The following is a 15740-nucleotide window of genomic DNA, read 5'->3' as shown; positions in this document are numbered from 1 at the left end:
GTCATGCGTGTCGACCTGTTCGACTTCGCGCTTCCGCCAGAACTGATCGCGCTGCGACCGGCCCGCCCGCGTGATGCTGCGCGGATGCTGGTGGTGGAGGGCGACAAGCCTTTCCAAGACCGGAGCGTGCGGGACCTGCCAAGTACCCTGCGCAAGAGCGACGTGCTGGTCTTCAACGATACCCGCGTCATTCCCGCGCAGCTGGAAGGGACGCGAGGCGACGCGCGCATCGGGGCCACGTTGCACAAGCGACTGGACCTGCGCCGCTGGCAAGCTTTCATCCGCAATGGCAAGCGGCTGCGCGAAGGTGACGTGGTCGCGTTCCCGGCAGACGTCTCCGCCAGCGCGGAGCAGCGCCATCCCGATGGTAGCTGGACGCTGCACTTTGCGGGTGAGGAGCCGGTGGAAGTGTTGCTGGAACGTGCCGGCCGCATGCCGCTGCCGCCCTACATCGCCGGCAAGCGCGCCACTGACGAGGCTGATCGAACCGATTACCAGACGATGTTCGCACGGGAAGACGGCGCCGTCGCCGCGCCGACCGCGGCATTGCACTTTACCCCCGAACTGCTGGCCGCGCTGGACGAGGCAGGCGTGAGCCGGGAGACCCTGACCTTGCATGTTGGCGCCGGCACCTTCCTGCCGGTCAAGGCGGACGACACCGCCGACCACACCATGCACGCCGAATGGGGCCGGATTGATGCCGCCACGGCGGATCGGTTGAACACCGTCCGCGCAGCCGGGGGAAGGCTGATCGCGGTCGGCACTACCGTTCTTCGCCTGCTGGAGAGCGCGTGCGGGTCCGACGGCACGATCCAGCCCTTCGCCGGAGACACGTCGATCTTCATCACGCCGGGCTATACGTTCCGGGCGGTCGATGGCCTGATGACCAACTTCCACCTGCCGCGTTCCACCTTGTTCATGCTGGTCAGCGCGCTGATGGGCTTGGAGCGCATGCAGCAGACCTATGCGCATGCGGTTGCGGAGGGGTACCGGTTCTATTCCTACGGTGATGCCTCGCTGCTGCTGCCGTAGAATCGAGTCACTCCGCGGCGAAGGTCAGCGCTTCGATCTTGTTGCCGTCGAGGTCGCGCACGAAGGCGGCGTAGTAATGGCCGTCGTACTCGGGTCGTAGCCCCGGCTCGCCGTCCGGCTCTGCGCCATGCAGCAACGCCACGCGCCAGAACGCATCCACTGCCGCCCGCTTCTCCACCTCGAACGCGATATGCACGCCGTTACCTGGCGAAGGCGCCTGGCCGTCCACCGGCAGGTTCAGGCTGAAGGCCGTGATCCCTGCACCATAGCCTACCGCTTCCGCCACATCGAGCGTCCGCCGCAACCCGAGCTCGTGCATCACGGGGTCATAGAACGCCCGCGCACGGGCAAGATCGCTGGTGCCGACAGAGACGTGGTGCAGCATGAATGGCGAACCGCCCAGTCAAACGCCGGTTCCGCCGCTACTTTGCCTTCCAGGTGAACAGCGCCGTGGCGGCATAATTCCAGAACGCGCCAACCACGATGCCCGCCAACCCGGCCAACCACCAGGCGTAACGATACCCGGCGAACAGCACCTCCGCGATGCCGACATTGGCGATCGCTCCGACCGAGCATACCGTCACGAAGCTCAACAATCCGCGCGTCACGGCGACAAAGCCCTTCAGCCGGCGATCGCGGTAGGTCAGCAGGTTGTTGACGAAGAAGTTGAACACCATCGCGACGCCGGTGGCGCTGGCCTGCGCCCACATGAACGGCAGGCCGCCGGTCGCCATCAGCAATGACAGCACCGCCATGTGGACGAACACCCCGATCCCGCCGATCGCCATAAAGGAGACGAAGCGGGCGGGCACCACATGGCCGATCAGCTTGTCGACCAGCAGCAGCAGGTATTCCCACACGATCATCGCATCGAGCTTGCTGTCGCCCGCTTCCCGCCGGCGGAACTGGTACGGCACCTCCGCCATGCGCAACGGCGCCGCGCTGCTGGCGCAAATATCCAGCAGCACCTTGTACCCCTGGCCTGAAAGGTCGCGCACCGCGCTGTCGAACGCCGCCCTGGTCAGCGCGAAGAAACCGCTCATCGGGTCAGTTAGCGGCACGCGCGCGACCATCCGGGCAAGCTTCGTCGCGACCGCGCTGACGCGGACGCGCGATTGCTCCCAATCGCCGGTGCTGCCCCCTGCGGTGTAGCGGGAGCCGACAACAACGTCCGCCTCGCCCGCCTGCAGGATCTCCAGCATTTGCGGCAGCACGCGCTCGTCATGCTGCAGGTCCGCGTCGATCACAGCCACGTACGGCGTGGTGGTCGACAGGATACCCTCGACCACGGCCGTGGACAGGCCCCGCCGCCCAATGCGGTGCACCATGCGCACGCGCGGATCGGCCGCCGCGATCTCCGCCAGCTTGTCGCGGGTGCCATCCCGGCTGTCATCGTCCACGAACACCATCTCGAACGGGATGCCGGCGAGAGCAGCGTCGAGCACTTCGACCATACGGGCGACATTGTCCCGTTCGTTGAAGGTCGGGATCACCACGGCCAGGGCTGCACCTTGCCGCAATGGCGGGGCGGTGGGAGGCAATCGGGCAGTGTCGGCGTGCATAAAAACTGGTGCTTCCCGCTGGGTCTCGCGCCCATAATCCTTCCGCCGGGCAGGGCAAGGTCGGGATGGGCCAGACCGGCGCTTTCGCGGTTGCAATAGTGATGATGTCGGCCAATCTCCGGCGCGTGGCCACACCGATTCTAGACATCCGCAATCTGACCAAGACCTACAAGCGCGGGACCACCGCGCTGGCAGGCGTGAACCTGACAATCCAGCCGGGCGAGATTTTCGCACTTCTGGGGCCTAACGGCGCGGGCAAGACGACGTTGATCGGCGCGGTATGCGGGCTAGTGCGGCCCACGAGCGGCGAGATGTTTGCGTTTGGTGAGGATCTGCAACGTCACTGGCGCCGCCTGCGCCGCCGCATCGGGCTGGTGCCGCAGGAACTCAGCTTCGACATCTTCGACACGGTGATCCGGTCGGTGCGCTATTCCCGCGGTATGTTTGGCCTGCCGCCGAGCGAGGCGCGGATCGAAGAGGTCCTGCGCTCCCTGAGTCTCTGGGAGAAGCGCGACGCCAAGATCCGCGAATTGTCGGGCGGGATGAAGCGGCGCGTGCTGATCGCCAAGGCGCTGGCCCATGATCCCGACCTGCTGTTCCTGGACGAGCCGACCGCCGGCGTCGACGTCGAGCTGCGCCGCGACATGTGGCGCCAGATCGATGCGCTGCGGGCGAAGGGGACCACCATCATCCTGACGACCCACTATATCGAGGAGGCCGAGGAGATGGCCGACCGGGTCGGCGTGATCGACCAGGGGCGCATCCTGCTGGTGGACGAGAAGGCGGCGATGATGGCGCAGTTGGGCCGGATGGAGGCGCGGCTTACGCTGGCGGACCCGATGGCAGCCGTACCGGCCGAGTTCGCCGACTTGCCGCTATCGCTGGAAGAGGACGGCCGGGTGCTGGTGTATCGCGGCGGGGACGGGCAAGGGCAGGGCCGCCGGCAGGTGGCGGAGTTGGCTCAGGCGCTGGGACGGCGGGACATCGCGCTGGCTGGCATAGAGACCCGCCAGTCCAGTCTGGAGGATATTTTCGTGAACCTCGTGGAACGCAACGAGGCGCATCACAGCGAGATCGAGGCATGAACCTGCGCGGCGCTTACGCCATCTTCAGGAACGAGCTGATGCGTGCGTTCCGTACCGCCTTCGGCTCCATTCTGTCGCCCGTGTTGACGACGTCGCTTTATTTCATTGTGTTCGGCTCTGCCATCGGGGGCGCGATCCAGTCGATCCACGGGGTGTCGTATGGCGCCTTCATCGTGCCCGGGCTGCTCATGCTGACGCTGCTGTCCGAAAGCACCAGCAATGCCAGCTTCGGGATCTACATGCCCCGCTTCACGGGCGCGATCTACGAACTGCTGTCGGCACCTGTCGGCGTGGCGGAGACACTGATCGGCTTCGTGGGTGCAGCGGCGGCCAAGTCGCTGATCCTCGCCGCGATCATCCTGGCAACGGCGACGCTGTTCGTGGACTACACGATTGTCCATCCACTCTATGCTTTCGGGTTCATCCTGCTGGTTTCGGCCGCTTTCTCCCTGTTCGGGTTCATCCTCGGCATCTGGGCCGACGGGTTCGAGAAGCTGCAGGTCGTGCCGCTGCTGGTGCTGACCCCGCTCACTTTCCTGGGTGGGACCTTCTACTCGATCGACATGCTTGGGGACCCATGGCGGACGGTCGCGATGCTGAACCCGATCGTATATCTGGTGAACGGCCTGCGTTGGACCTTCACCGGGACTTCGGACTTCCCGATCGGGCTGTCGCTGACGGCAACGCTCGCGTTCCTGGCACTGTGTGTCGCGATCATCGCGGTGATCTTCCGCACCGGCTGGCGGCTACGCGATTGACGCGCTAGCAAGCCACCATGCTGCAGCGCGTCATCCTCTTGCTCTCGCTTGTCCTGTTTCCTGCCGTGCCCGCCCATGCGCAACTGGCCGCGCCCGTGCGCGCCATGATCGATGCGGCGATGGCGACCAATGATGCCGACAAGGTGAAGGTCGTCGCCGACATCGCCAAGCAGACCAACCCTGATGATGTCGATGAGATCGACGCGCTGCAGGCCGGCTTCCGCCAGCGACAACGCCAGTTAGCCGAGGCTCGCACGGAGGTCCGGCAGGAGGCGCTGCGTGATGCCGGTCTGCTGGCCAACTGGGGTGGCCGCGGCCAGATCGGCGCCTTCCAGTCCACCGGCAACAGCAGCGACGTGGGTGTGAGCGCCTCGCTGGAGCTGCGTCGCACGGGGATCGACTGGACGCACCTGCTGCGGGGATCGGTGGATTACCAGCGTAGCCGCGGCCGCACCTCGCGCGAGCAGTACCTGGCCGCGTACGAGCCGCGTTACGTCATCAGCCCGCGCCTGTTCGCCTATGGCCTCGCCCAGTTCGAGAAGGATCGCTTCTCCGGCTTCGACGGGCGCTATTCCGTGTCGGGCGGGCTTGGTTACCAGGTGCTGCAGGGACAGCCGAGCCTGTCGGTGCAGGCAGGCCCGGCTTACCGGCGCACCGAGTCCATCGACGGCACGACGGACACCAACCTGGGTGCGCTGGCAGGTCTCGATTTCAGCTGGCGCATCATGGAGGGTCTGCGGCTGACGCAGGACACCGACTACGTCACGGAAACCGGCGGGCGGGCGCAGTTGATTGCCGATGGCAACAACACCAGCCTGCTCTTGGTCACCGGGCTTGAGGCGACCATTCGCGACGGCTTCACCACGCGGCTGAGCTATACGGTGGATTACAACAGCAATCCGCCAGGGAATGCGGTCACGACCGACACGCAGACCCGGTTCACTCTCGTCTACGGTTTCTAGCGCGCCATGACCCGCTTCGATTTTGCCGTCCATGCCACGGACGGGCGTGCCCGCACCGGCACGATCACCATGCGCCGGGGGGAGATCCGCACTCCGGCTTTCATGCCTGTCGGCACCGCCGCCACGGTGAAGGCGATGAAGCCGGACAGCGTCCGCGCGACGGGCGCGGACATCATCCTGGGCAATACATACCACCTGATGCTGCGCCCCGGCGCGGAGCGGGTCGCCCGACTGGGCGGGCTGCACCGGTTCATGCGATGGGACCGCCCGATCCTGACAGACAGCGGCGGGTACCAGGTGATGAGCCTTGCCGCCCTGCGCAAGCTGACGGAGGAAGGCGTCACCTTCCGCAGCCATCTCGACGGGTCGAAGCATCTCATCAGCCCGGAACGGTCGATGGAGATTCAGCGCCTGCTCGGCAGCGATATCGTGATGTGCTTCGACGAATGTCCCCGCGCCGATCGCCCGCTGGCGGAGATCGAGGCGAGCATGGAACTGTCGATGCGCTGGGCCAGGCGCAGCCGGGATGCCTTCGATGCCGGGGGTGAGCATGCGGCGGGGGCGGCTTTGTTCGGCATCCAGCAGGGTGCGCTGGACGAGAGGCTCCGGGCCAGGTCGGCAGCGGCGCTGCGGGAGATCGGGTTCGATGGCTATGCCATCGGCGGGCTGGCCGTGGGCGAGGGGCAGGAGGCGATGTTCGCCACGCTGGACTTCGCACCGGAGCAATTGCCGGCGGATCGACCCCGTTACCTGATGGGCGTCGGTAAGCCCGACGATCTAGTGGGCGCGGTAGAGCGCGGGGTCGACATGTTCGACTGCGTGCTGCCGACGCGATCGGGGCGAAATGGGCAGGCCTTCACCTGGAACGGGCCGATCAACCTGCGCAATGCGATCCATGCGGAGGATGAGCGGCCGGTGGACGAGCGGGTCGTATCCGATGCATCACGCTTCAGCCGCGCCTATCTGCATCACCTGCACCGGTCGGGCGAAATCCTGGGGGCCATGCTGCTGACCGAGCATAACCTGGCCTTCTACCAGCAATTGATGGCCGCGATGCGGGAGGCGATCGCCGCCGGCCGCTTCGCGGAGTTCGCGGCGGAGTTCCGCCGAAATTACCTGCGCGGGTGATCCGCGGCGCTGGAAGTTGACACTAAGTTGACACCTTAAACGCAGAAGGTGAGGCATCGGGCTGGTGCCGGTCAGGCGAGCAGCGGAGCCGGCGGTGAGCAGTGGATGGGCCATGACCTGCGCATGGCAGACGTGCGCGATGTAGGACAGCGCCGGCGCACTGTGATCGCTACCGGACCTGCGCGCCTGACGGGCTTGCACTGTCCGTGACGGCGGATAGATTGAGCTCTCAGGGACGGGAATTCATACACATGAACAGGATCATGGCCGCGCTGTTGGCGGCAACCGCGGTGGTGCAGCCGGCGATGGCGCAAGATGCCGCGCCATCGCTGGAGCAACGCTTCGGCGCGCGTGCCGGCGTGATCGATGCCAAGCTGTCGCCATCCGGCAACCGTATCGTGCTGGTGGCGCCGGAAGGCGAAGATGGCGAAGTGGTGCTGGTCAGCGACCTTTCTGCGGCGGAGCCCGGCTGGTCCGCCGCGATGCGCAACGATCGGCCGCTTACCGATCTGCGCCAGTGCGACTGGGCAGGCGAACGGCACCTGATCTGCACCCTGCGTGGTACGAGCGCCGATGCCGGGTTGCTGATCGGCTTCACCCGGCTGGTGTCCGTCGATGTCGAAAGCGGGAGCATGCAAAGCCTGACCGCGCGCCAATCCTCGCGCGCGATCGGCCTGCACCAGGATGGTGGGGAGGTGCTGTCATGGAAGGTCGCCGGTGAAAGCCCCGACACCGTGCTGCTTACCCGTTACAATCTGGAAGAAAGCACCACCGGCAGCAATATCCGCGGGCCGGGGGAAGGTCTGGGGGCGGAGACGATCCAGCTGTCGAACATGCGCCGCCGCCGTACGGAGCCGTCGCGCGGTACGGCCCAGTGGTACCTGGCCGACGAGAACGGCGCCGTGAGGCTGGTCAGGGACCGGGAGATGACCGGAACCGGCTTGTGCGGGAAGGCATCCGCCGCTACCAGTTCCGTCTCAAGGGAGAGGATCGCTGGCGCCCGCTTGAACTGGGTGCCGGGGCGCCGGCCGACTTCGTGCCGATCGCGGTGGATGGCGCGGCGGACATAGCCTACGGCTTCGGCGAGCATGAGGGGAACGATGCACTGTTTTCGGTCGCGTTGGATGGGACCGGCGCGGGCAAGATGCTTCTGGCGCAGCCTGGAAGCGACGTCGATCAGCTGATCCGCCTGGGCGATGGTGGCCGTGTGGTGGGTGCCGGCTACGCGACGGAGAAGCGCCAGCTTGAATTGTTCGATCCCGAACTGCGACGGTTGATGGATGCGCTGCGCGCGGCCTTGCCGGGCACGCCGCTGATCGAGGTGGTCGATGCGAGCGAGGATGAGAGCCGTCTGCTGCTGATCGCCAGCAGCGATGTCGATCCGGGCAAGGTCTACCTGTTCAACAAGGCGACCCGCCAGCTTTCCGAGGTGATGCCCATGCGGGAAGAACTGGCGGGCCTGGCGATGGGCACGATGAAGCCGGTCAGCTATCCGGCGGCGGACGGCACGATGATCCCGGCGTATCTAACGTTGCCACCCGGCAGTGATGGCACCGGGCTGCCGGCCGTCGTACTGCCCCATGGCGGGCCGAGCGCGCGTGACGAATGGGGCTTCGACTGGCTGGTGCAGTACCTGGTGCATCGCGGCTATGCCGTGTTGCAGCCGAACTTCCGCGGATCGTCCGGATATGGCAGCGCATGGTTCCAGCAGAACGGCTTCCAGTCGTGGCAGACGGCCGTTGGCGATGTGAACGCCGCGGGACGCTGGTTGGTGGAGACGGGTGTCGCGCGGGCTGACCGGCTTGCGATCGTGGGCTGGTCATATGGCGGGTATGCCGCCCTGCAATCGCCCGCGCTGGAACCGGACCTGTTCCGCGCGATCGTGGCGATCGCACCCGTGACCGATCTGGCGCGGCTGCAGGAAGATGCGCGCACCTATACCTCTTTCCGCATCGTGCGCGACTTCATCGGCACCGGCCCGCATGTCGCCGCCGGGTCGCCCGCGCGGCATGCCGACGGCTTCCGCGCACCGGTGCTGCTGTTCCACGGCACGGTGGACGAGAATGTCGATGTCGGCCATTCCCGGTCGATGGCGGGGGCGCTGCGGCAGGCGGGTAAGCCGGTCGACTATGTCGAATATGCCGGACTTGACCACTTCATCGATCAGCCGGCCAAACGCACCGACATGCTGCAACGGATCGACAGCTTCCTGTCCGCAATGGCGCCGGGGACCTAGTCCGCCCGGCGCATCTCCAGCACGGTGCCGCGATAGGGGACGAAGTGGCCGGCGGGGTCGAGGAACCCGGCCCCGATCGCGTTGGCGCGAAGCTGCGCGGTCCGCAGGTCAGCGTACCATTTTCCGGTGCGATGTCGGGTGATGAAGCGGTAGAGGATCATTCTGTGGCGACCTTGCGCCTTCAACAATCCCGTACCGCCTCTGTTCCCGCAATCGCGGGTAATCGCCAGTCCCTTTCAGGGACATCTTCCCGGCCCTCGACAAGCGCGGACCCGCCCGGCAAAGCGCCCGTCATGACCGACAACATGACCCCGCCCGACGATTGCACCACCATGACGGAGGTGCGCGCCGGCGTGGACGCGCTGGACCGGGATCTGGTCTCGCTGCTCGCCCGCCGGTTCGGTTACATGCGCGCCGCCGCCCGCATCAAGCCCGCGCGCGAGGCGGTGCGGGACGAAGGTCGCAAGGCGGAGGTGATCGCCAACGCCGTGGCGGAAGCGCGCCGGCACGACCTGCCGGCGCATATCGTCGCCGCGATGTGGGAGACGCTGGTGGAAGGGTCCATCGCCTACGAACTGGCGGAGTGGGACGAGACGCGCGCCTGACAGGCAAGCTGGGCTGATGCGAGAGTGGGGCTGATACGAAAAGGGCGGCCCCGCAGGACCGCCCCATCGTTCCGGTGATGTCCGCCGATCAGCGCGAGTAGAATTCGACCACCAAGTTCGGTTCCATCGTGACGGGGTAGGGCACCTCGTCCAGCTTCGGCACGCGGACGAAGGTCACCTTGTCCGTGCCGTCCTGCGCCACGTAATCGGGCACGTCGCGTTCCGGCAGGCTCTGCGCCTCTGCCACCAAGGCCATTTCCTTGGCCTTGGCGCCCAAGCTGATGACGTCGCCCACGCGCACGCGGCGGCTGGCGATGTTGCACTTCACGCCGTTCACGCGGATGTGGCCGTGCGACACGATCTGGCGCGCGGCGAAGATCGTGGGGGCGAACTTGGCGCGGTACACGATCATGTCCAGGCGCTGTTCCAGCAGGCCGATCAGGTTCTGGCTGGTGTCACCCTTCAGCCGCGCGGCCTCGTCATAGGTCTTGCGGAACTGCTTTTCGGTGACGTCGCCGTAATAGCCCTTCAGCTTCTGCTTCGCGCGGAGCTGCAGGCCGAAATCGCTCATCTTGCCCTTGCGGCGCTGGCCGTGCTGGCCCGGACCGTAGGAGCGCTTGTTCACCGGGCTGTTCGGCCGGCCCCAGATGTTCTCGCCCATGCGGCGGTCAAGCTTGTGCTTGGCGCTGTTGCGCTTCGACATGTGTCGTCCTTCTCAATCTGCTGGACAGGCCCGATGCCTGCCATTCAACCCGGCATCGCACCGCATGGCCATGCTCATCGCCATGCGCGGCCGCCGCTTCACCGGGATGCGGGGCCAATCGGGCGCGCTGCGTGCAGCGCGGGGCCGAAGTGAAGCGGGGCCTTTAGCAGCGTTCGCGCGAAAGGCAAGCCGGCGTCAGGCGTCGATCAGATCGCGGTCCAGTTCGCCCGCGCGGTTCTGGATGAAGTTGAAGCGGTGTTCGGGGTTGCGGCCCATGAGCTGGTCCACCAGCTCCTTCACGGCGTGTCGCTGTTCGTTCTGGTCGGGCAGGGTGATGCGGATCAGGCTGCGGGTGCGCGGGTCCATGGTCGTCTCGCGCAATTGCTGCGGGTTCATTTCACCAAGGCCCTTGAAGCGGCTGACCTCGACCCGCTTGTTCTTGAATACGGTCCGTTCCAGCTCCGCCCGGTGCGTCTCGTCCGCGGCGTAGCGGCTCTCCTTGCCGGCAGTCAGGCGGTAGAGTGGAGGCTGCGCGAGGTAGAGGTGCCCGTTGCGGACGAGATCCGGCATCTCCTGGAAGAAGAAGGTCATCAGCAGGGTGGCGATGTGCGCGCCGTCGACGTCCGCGTCGGTCATGATGACGATGCGGTCGTATCTGAGCTGGCTGGCGTCGCAATCCTTGCGGGTGCCGCAGCCGAGCGCCAGCGTCAGGTCGGCAATCTCGCTGTTGGCCCTGATCTTGTCCGCACTGGCGGAGGCGACGTTCAGGATCTTGCCGCGGATCGGCAGGATCGCCTGCGTCTTGCGGTCCCGCGCCTGCTTGGCGCTGCCGCCAGCGCTGTCGCCTTCGACGATGAACAGCTCGGTCTCTCCGCTGCCGTCGCCCGAACAGTCGGTCAGCTTGCCGGGCAGGCGCAGCTTCTTGGCATTGGTGGCGGTCTTGCGCTTGACCTCTCGCTCCGCCTTGCGACGCAGGCGTTCGTCCATCCGTTCCATCACCGCGCCCAGCAAGGCGCGGCCGCGTTCCATGTTGTTGGCGAGGAAGTGGTCGAAGTGGTCGCGAACGGCGTTTTCCACCAGGCGCGCAGCCTCGGGGCTGGTCAGGCGGTCCTTGGTCTGACTCTGAAACTGGGGGTCACGGATGAAGACGCTGAGCATGATCTCCGCGCCGGTCATCACGTCTTCGGGAATGATATCCTTGGCCTTCTTCTGGCCGGTCAGCTCGCCAAAGGCGCGGATGCCGCGGGTGAGGGCGGCGCGCAGCCCCTGTTCGTGCGTTCCGCCATCGGGCGTGGGCACGGTGTTGCAGTACCAGCTGGTCGAACCGTCGGACCACAGTGGCCAGGCAACCGCCCATTCCACGCGGCCCTGGTCCTCCGGGAAGTCCTGCCGCCCGGCGAAGAATTCCGCCGTGACGCATTCGCGCGTGCCCACCTGTTCGGCCAGGTGGTCGGCAAGACCGCCGGGGAACTGGAACACCGCCTCCTCCGGCACTCCGTCTCCAGCGAGGGCAGGCGCGCACTTCCAGCGGATCTCCACTCCAGCGTAGAGATAGGCCTTGGACCTGGCGAGCTTGAACAAGCGGGCGGCCTTGAACTTGCGGTCGCCGAAGATCGCGGTGTCGGGCACGAAGCTGACGGTGGTGCCGCGCCGGTTGGGTGCGGCGCCGACACGTTGGAGCGGACCCTGCGGGTGGCCGGCGGCGAAGTCCTGCGCGAACAGCTCCCGGTTGCGGGCGACCTCCACCCGGGTGTGACTGGACAGGGCGTTGACGACGCTGACGCCCACGCCGTGCAGGCCGCCGCTGGTGGCGTAGGCCTTGCCGGAGAACTTGCCGCCGGAGTGCAAGGTGGTGAGGATCACCTCCAGCGTGGACTTGCCGGGGAATTTCGGGTGCTCGTCCACCGGGATGCCGCGGCCATTGTCGCTGACCGACAGGCGGCCGGCGCTGCCTTCCGGCCCGTTCTCCAGCTCCATCTCGATGCGGTTGGCATGGCCTGCCACCGCCTCGTCCATCGCATTGTCCAGCACCTCGGCGGCGAGGTGGTGGAGGGCGCGATCATCGGTGCCACCGATATACATGCCGGGGCGCCGGCGGACCGGCTCCAACCCTTCCAGCACCTCGATCGCGGAGGAATCGTAGTCACCGCCGCCCTGCGGCAATGCGTCAAACAGATCGTCGGCCATGTATTCCTTAGAAGCGGCGGAGCCTGCCGTGGCAAGCCCCGCGACTTCGCTTATCCGCGGTCAGAACTTCGCCGGGGCGGGGGAAACCACGGTGATGGTGCCGTTGCCCACCTGGCGAACCTCCATCGCGCGTTCGCCGACGCCGTCCTGGCCGAAGCGGAACGGACCGTCGAGGCCCAGGAAGCCATCGGGCGCGCGCAGCGATGCCACGGGGAAGGGCTGGCCCACCTGCCAATCACGGGCGACCCGCAGGGTCAACAGCACCGCGTCATAGCCCAGCGTGGCGATACGCGGCGGCGCGTCGCCGAAGCGGGCGCGGTAGGAGGTGACGAACTGCCGGAAGCGATCGTCAGACACCGCGGAGAACCAGGCGCCGTTCATCGCGGTAGCATTGGCGACAGCCTCCTCACCGCTCCACAATTCAGTTCCCAGAAGGTTCGGCCGGTCCCCGCCGCCACGCACCAGCGCTCCGGCGGCTAGCGCTGACAGGCGCGCACCGTCGGCGATCAGCACCGCATCGTAGCCGCCGGCCGCACGCAGCCGACCCGCGGCACTGACAATGGAGGTGTTGCCGCGATCATAACGCTCGCTCGCCACCAGCGTCCCGCCGCCTGCTGCGACGGCGCTGGCCATGGCGGCGGCGGTGCGGTCGCCATATTCGCCCTGCGGGAGCAGCGTGGCAAAGCGACGGGCACCCTGCTGCGTGGCGTAGGCCACAGTGCGGGTGACCGATTGTTCAGGCACCTGACCCAGTACGAAGACCGCCGGCCCGGCGACCGCGCTGTCGTTGGAAAATGCGATCAACGGAACGCCAGCGGGCCGGGCGGCGGCAGCGACCTGCGCCACGTCCTCCGCCAGCAGCGGCCCAAGGATCAGGCGGTTTCCGTCGTCCAGCGCGCGCTGAGCCGCCGCCGGGGCACCATCCGCCGTGTCATAGGACGTGATGCGCATCGTGTCCGCGTTGGTATCGATCAGCGCCATGGTCGCGGCGTTGGCGATCGCCCGCCCGACCGTGCCGTTGCTGCCGGACAGTGGCACCAGGATGGCGACGCGGTGGCGCGTCTCGTCCGTCGGCAACACGCCGGCACTCGGCCCCTGTGGTTCAGGCGGCGGAGCCGTCGTGGCCGGGCCCTGGCCCGTGTCGGGGATCACCTGACAAGCCGCCAGGAACATGGTGAGGAGGAACGCGGCAAGACCGCGCCTGATGAGTGCCAGCATTTGCCTGCCGCTCCCTGAAATCTTGTGCTTGCGCGGTCCAGCGGCCACAAGCGCGCCCGTGAGTGACGCCAGCGAACCCCAGACCCTGCCTGCCGGCCTGTATATAGTCGCGACCCCGATTGGCAATCTTGGCGATATCTCCGTCCGCGCAGCCCGCGTGCTGGCGGCATGCGCGGTGATCGCGTGCGAGGACACCCGCGTCACCGCCAAGCTGCTGCGCCATCTCCAGATTTCGCGCCCACTGGTGCGGCATGACGATCATGCATCGGCCGATGACCGTGCCCGGCTGCTGGCGACGATGGCGGAAGAGCCGGTGGCACTGGTCAGCGATGCGGGCATGCCGCTGGTGTCGGATCCCGGCTATCGGCTGGTCCGCGATGCAAGGGAAAACGGCGTAGCCGTCACCGTCATTCCCGGCCCCTCCGCACCCGTGACCGCGCTGGCATTGTCCGGATTGCCGAGCGACCGGTTCCTGTTCGCTGGCTTCCTGCCCGCGAAGGACAAGGCGCGGGGCGAGGTGCTGACCGAACTGGCGCCGGTCCGGACCACGCTGGTGTTCTTCGAGACCGCGCCCCGGCTGGAACGCAGCCTGTACGCTATTGCCGAGCATTTGCCCGGGCGGGAAGTCGCGGTCGCGCGCGAACTGACCAAGCTTTACGAGGAATGCCGGACAGGTACCGCCGCCGAACTGATCGCGCATTACCAGGCGCACCCCCCGCGCGGCGAGATCGTGCTGCTGGTTGGCCCGCCGGTGGAGCAGACCGGCGCGGGGATCGACGTGGACGTGCTGCTCGCCACCCTGCTGACCGACCACAAGCCATCCCACGCCGCGGCCGAGGCTGCTCGGATGACGGGGCAGGACCGCCGAACGCTCTATGCCCGGGCGCTGGAACTGCGCGGCCGATGAGGCGCCGGCAAGCGGAGGAGCGCGGACGGGCGGGCGAGCAGCAGGCGGAGGATTGGCTGGTCGAGCAAGGCTGGTCGATCCTAGACCGCCGCCGCAAGACCAAAGCGGGAGAGATCGACCTGATCGCCCGCCGGCCCGGCCTGATCGCCTTCATCGAGGTGAAATGGCGTGCCCGGGTGCAGGACCTAGGCCTGGCGATCGACGAGCGGCGGCTCTCCCGCGTCGCTGCGGCGGTGGCCGCCATAGGGCATGAATATGCCACCTGTGGGGAGGACATGCGGATCGACGTGATCCTGCTTGCACCTGGGTGCACGCCCGACCACATCACCAACGCCTGGCAGCCATAGAAAGGTCGCACATACCCATGAGCCTGCGCGTCGCAGTCCAGATGGACCCGCTGGAGACGATCAATATCGCCGGGGATTCGACCTTCGCCCTGATGCTGGCGGCACAGGCGCGTGGTGCCCGGCTGTGGCATTACGATGTGCGCAGCCTGTCGTGGGAAGATGGTCGCATCCGCGCCTGGGCCCGCCCGGCACGCGTTCGCGCCGTGGCCGGCGACCATATCGAGGAGCTGGGCGAGCCCGAGCGGATCGACCTTGCCGATGATGTCGATGTCGTGCTGATGCGGCAGGACCCGCCGTTCGATCTCGGCTATATCAGCGCGGCCCTGCTGCTCGACCGGTTGAAAGGCACCACGCTGGTCGTGAACGATCCGCGTGAGGTGATCAACGCGCCCGAGAAGATGTGGGTGCTGGATTACGCCCGCTTCATGCCGCCGACGCTGGTCGCCCGCCATGTCGCCGATGTCCGCGCCTTCCAGCAGCGCCATGGCGCGGTGGTGGTGAAGCCGCTGCATGGCAATGGCGGCAAGGCGATCTTCCGGGTGGAGGCGGACGGAACCAACCTGTCCGCCCTGACCGAGCTGTTCGGCCAGATGTGGCCGGAACCCTTCATGGTGCAGCCCTTCCTTCCCGAGGTCAGCGAGGGCGACAAGCGCATCGTACTGGTGGACGGGGAGTTTGCCGGCGCGATCAACCGCAAACCCGGCAAGGGCGAGTTCCGGTCCAACCTGGCGCAGGGCGGCTATGCCGAAGCGGCCGGGCTCACCCCGCGCGAGGAGGAGATCTGCGCGGCGCTGAAGCCGGAGCTTAAGCGTCGCGGCCTGGTGTTCGTCGGCATCGACGTGATCGGCGGCAAGTGGTTGACGGAGATCAACGTCACCAGCCCGACCGGCATCGTGGCGATCGACCGGTTCAACGGAACCGACACCGGCGCGCTGATCTGGGACGCGATCGAGGCGCGGCTCGCCGCGATGTGACGGCAGCGGGGGCACCATGCCCCCACTCACCCGTTT

The 15740-nt window shown here is 66.9% G+C and carries 17 protein-coding genes; 11 read left to right on the top strand and 6 right to left on the bottom strand.

Annotated features, from left to right (window positions below; translation table 11 throughout):
- Positions 1-3: 3 nt before the first annotated feature.
- Positions 4-1032 carry a tRNA preQ1(34) S-adenosylmethionine ribosyltransferase-isomerase QueA gene (gene queA / locus V5740_RS04970; RefSeq protein WP_347303972.1) on the top strand — a complete coding sequence of 343 codons (1029 nt, stop codon included), beginning with the start codon at positions 4-6 and terminating at the stop codon, positions 1030-1032.
- A gap of 7 nt (positions 1033-1039) precedes the next feature.
- Here the strand turns inward: queA and V5740_RS04965 are convergent, their stop codons facing one another.
- Both V5740_RS04965 and V5740_RS04960 read right to left on the bottom strand, forming a co-directional pair.
- Complete coding sequence (locus tag V5740_RS04965) at positions 1040-1417, bottom strand: VOC family protein (RefSeq protein ID WP_347303971.1); 378 nt, start codon at positions 1415-1417, stop codon at positions 1040-1042.
- 37 nt (positions 1418-1454) lie between these two features.
- Positions 1455-2594: a glycosyltransferase family 2 protein gene (locus V5740_RS04960; RefSeq protein ID WP_347303970.1), complete on the bottom strand. Its 1140-nt coding sequence runs from the start codon at positions 2592-2594 to the stop codon at positions 1455-1457.
- A 125-nt stretch (positions 2595-2719) separates the two neighbouring features.
- Here V5740_RS04960 and V5740_RS04955 point away from each other — a divergent pair, with 125 nt between their 5' ends.
- The 6 genes from V5740_RS04955 (at position 2720) to V5740_RS04930 (ending at position 8763) form a co-directional block, all read left to right on the top strand.
- Positions 2720-3679 carry an ABC transporter ATP-binding protein gene (locus V5740_RS04955; RefSeq protein ID WP_347303969.1) on the top strand — a complete coding sequence of 320 codons (960 nt, stop codon included), beginning with the start codon at positions 2720-2722 and terminating at the stop codon, positions 3677-3679.
- Complete coding sequence (locus tag V5740_RS04950; protein ID WP_347303968.1) at positions 3676-4437, top strand: ABC transporter permease; 762 nt, start codon at positions 3676-3678, stop codon at positions 4435-4437. Before V5740_RS04955 ends, V5740_RS04950 begins: the two co-directional genes overlap by 4 nt.
- 17 nt (positions 4438-4454) lie before the next feature.
- On the top strand, positions 4455-5399 hold the full coding sequence (locus V5740_RS04945) for a DUF481 domain-containing protein (protein WP_347303967.1): 945 nt from the start codon (positions 4455-4457) through the stop codon (positions 5397-5399).
- A 6-nt stretch (positions 5400-5405) separates the two neighbouring features.
- Positions 5406-6527: a tRNA guanosine(34) transglycosylase Tgt gene (gene tgt, locus V5740_RS04940; protein WP_347303966.1), complete on the top strand. Its 1122-nt coding sequence runs from the start codon at positions 5406-5408 to the stop codon at positions 6525-6527.
- Positions 6528-6778: 251 nt separating this feature from the next.
- Positions 6779-7597, top strand: a complete 819-nt coding sequence (locus V5740_RS04935; RefSeq protein ID WP_347303965.1) for a hypothetical protein — start codon at positions 6779-6781, stop codon at positions 7595-7597.
- 74 nt (positions 7598-7671) lie between these two features.
- The gene (locus tag V5740_RS04930; protein WP_347304446.1) at positions 7672-8763 is read left to right on the top strand and encodes an alpha/beta fold hydrolase; all 1092 of its coding nucleotides are present in this window, start codon (positions 7672-7674) and stop codon (positions 8761-8763) included.
- On the opposite strand, the gene V5740_RS04925 is transcribed toward V5740_RS04930, so the two are convergent.
- Complete coding sequence (locus V5740_RS04925; RefSeq protein ID WP_347303964.1) at positions 8760-8924, bottom strand: hypothetical protein; 165 nt, start codon at positions 8922-8924, stop codon at positions 8760-8762. The genes V5740_RS04930 and V5740_RS04925 overlap by 4 nt on opposite strands.
- 132 nt (positions 8925-9056) lie before the next feature.
- Between V5740_RS04925 and V5740_RS04920 the strand changes: the two genes are divergently transcribed.
- Positions 9057-9368 (top strand): chorismate mutase, encoded by a 312-nt coding sequence (locus tag V5740_RS04920; protein WP_347303963.1) that lies wholly within the window; start codon positions 9057-9059, stop codon positions 9366-9368.
- Between the two features lie 88 nt (positions 9369-9456).
- Here V5740_RS04920 and rpsD read toward each other — a convergent pair whose 3' ends face one another.
- The 3 genes from rpsD to V5740_RS04905 all read right to left on the bottom strand — a co-directional run bounded on the left by rpsD (position 9457) and on the right by V5740_RS04905 (position 13476).
- Positions 9457-10071 (bottom strand): 30S ribosomal protein S4, encoded by a 615-nt coding sequence (gene rpsD, locus V5740_RS04915; protein WP_347303962.1) that lies wholly within the window; start codon positions 10069-10071, stop codon positions 9457-9459.
- Between the two features lie 195 nt (positions 10072-10266).
- Positions 10267-12258: a DNA topoisomerase IV subunit B gene (gene parE / locus V5740_RS04910; RefSeq protein ID WP_347303961.1), complete on the bottom strand. Its 1992-nt coding sequence runs from the start codon at positions 12256-12258 to the stop codon at positions 10267-10269.
- Between the two features lie 60 nt (positions 12259-12318).
- A complete protein-coding gene (locus tag V5740_RS04905) occupies positions 12319-13476 on the bottom strand; it encodes a penicillin-binding protein activator (protein WP_347303960.1) in 1158 nt (385 codons plus the stop codon).
- 58 nt (positions 13477-13534) lie between these two features.
- On the opposite strand from V5740_RS04905, the gene rsmI reads away from it, so the two are divergent.
- From rsmI to gshB, 3 genes are read left to right on the top strand one after another with little or no spacing between them, the layout of a single operon-like run.
- Positions 13535-14383: a 16S rRNA (cytidine(1402)-2'-O)-methyltransferase gene (gene rsmI, locus V5740_RS04900; protein ID WP_347303959.1), complete on the top strand. Its 849-nt coding sequence runs from the start codon at positions 13535-13537 to the stop codon at positions 14381-14383.
- Positions 14380-14730, top strand: coding sequence for a YraN family protein (locus V5740_RS04895; protein WP_347303958.1), 351 nt, complete (start codon positions 14380-14382; stop codon positions 14728-14730). Before rsmI ends, V5740_RS04895 begins: the two co-directional genes overlap by 4 nt.
- A gap of 17 nt (positions 14731-14747) precedes the next feature.
- On the top strand, positions 14748-15704 hold the full coding sequence (gene gshB, locus V5740_RS04890; protein ID WP_347303957.1) for a glutathione synthase: 957 nt from the start codon (positions 14748-14750) through the stop codon (positions 15702-15704).
- Positions 15705-15740: the final 36 nt, after the last annotated feature.

The sequence above is a fragment of the Croceibacterium sp. TMG7-5b_MA50 genome (genome assembly GCF_039830145.1).
In the GTDB taxonomy this organism is placed as follows: domain Bacteria; phylum Pseudomonadota; class Alphaproteobacteria; order Sphingomonadales; family Sphingomonadaceae; genus Croceibacterium.
This window is presented reverse-complemented; position numbering and strand designations above follow the sequence as displayed.

What these genes read in the sequence shown, in the direction of transcription:
- rpsD (WP_347303962.1), bottom strand. Translation starts at nt 10,071, where the DNA reads ATGTCGAAGCGCAACAGCGCCAAGCACAAGCTTGACCGCCGCATGGGC.
- queA (WP_347303972.1), top strand. Translation starts at nt 4, where the DNA reads ATGCGTGTCGACCTGTTCGACTTCGCGCTTCCGCCAGAACTGATCGCG.
- V5740_RS04925 (WP_347303964.1), bottom strand. Translation starts at nt 8,924, where the DNA reads ATGATCCTCTACCGCTTCATCACCCGACATCGCACCGGAAAATGGTAC.
- parE (WP_347303961.1), bottom strand. Translation starts at nt 12,258, where the DNA reads ATGGCCGACGATCTGTTTGACGCATTGCCGCAGGGCGGCGGTGACTAC.
- tgt (WP_347303966.1), top strand. Translation starts at nt 5,406, where the DNA reads ATGACCCGCTTCGATTTTGCCGTCCATGCCACGGACGGGCGTGCCCGC.
- V5740_RS04950 (WP_347303968.1), top strand. Translation starts at nt 3,676, where the DNA reads ATGAACCTGCGCGGCGCTTACGCCATCTTCAGGAACGAGCTGATGCGT.
- gshB (WP_347303957.1), top strand. Translation starts at nt 14,748, where the DNA reads ATGAGCCTGCGCGTCGCAGTCCAGATGGACCCGCTGGAGACGATCAAT.
- V5740_RS04935 (WP_347303965.1), top strand. Translation starts at nt 6,779, where the DNA reads ATGAACAGGATCATGGCCGCGCTGTTGGCGGCAACCGCGGTGGTGCAG.
- V5740_RS04965 (WP_347303971.1), bottom strand. Translation starts at nt 1,417, where the DNA reads ATGCTGCACCACGTCTCTGTCGGCACCAGCGATCTTGCCCGTGCGCGG.
- V5740_RS04905 (WP_347303960.1), bottom strand. Translation starts at nt 13,476, where the DNA reads ATGCTGGCACTCATCAGGCGCGGTCTTGCCGCGTTCCTCCTCACCATG.
- V5740_RS04945 (WP_347303967.1), top strand. Translation starts at nt 4,455, where the DNA reads ATGCTGCAGCGCGTCATCCTCTTGCTCTCGCTTGTCCTGTTTCCTGCC.
- V5740_RS04960 (WP_347303970.1), bottom strand. Translation starts at nt 2,594, where the DNA reads ATGCACGCCGACACTGCCCGATTGCCTCCCACCGCCCCGCCATTGCGG.
- V5740_RS04930 (WP_347304446.1), top strand. Translation starts at nt 7,672, where the DNA reads ATGCTTCTGGCGCAGCCTGGAAGCGACGTCGATCAGCTGATCCGCCTG.
- V5740_RS04920 (WP_347303963.1), top strand. Translation starts at nt 9,057, where the DNA reads ATGACCGACAACATGACCCCGCCCGACGATTGCACCACCATGACGGAG.
- V5740_RS04895 (WP_347303958.1), top strand. Translation starts at nt 14,380, where the DNA reads ATGAGGCGCCGGCAAGCGGAGGAGCGCGGACGGGCGGGCGAGCAGCAG.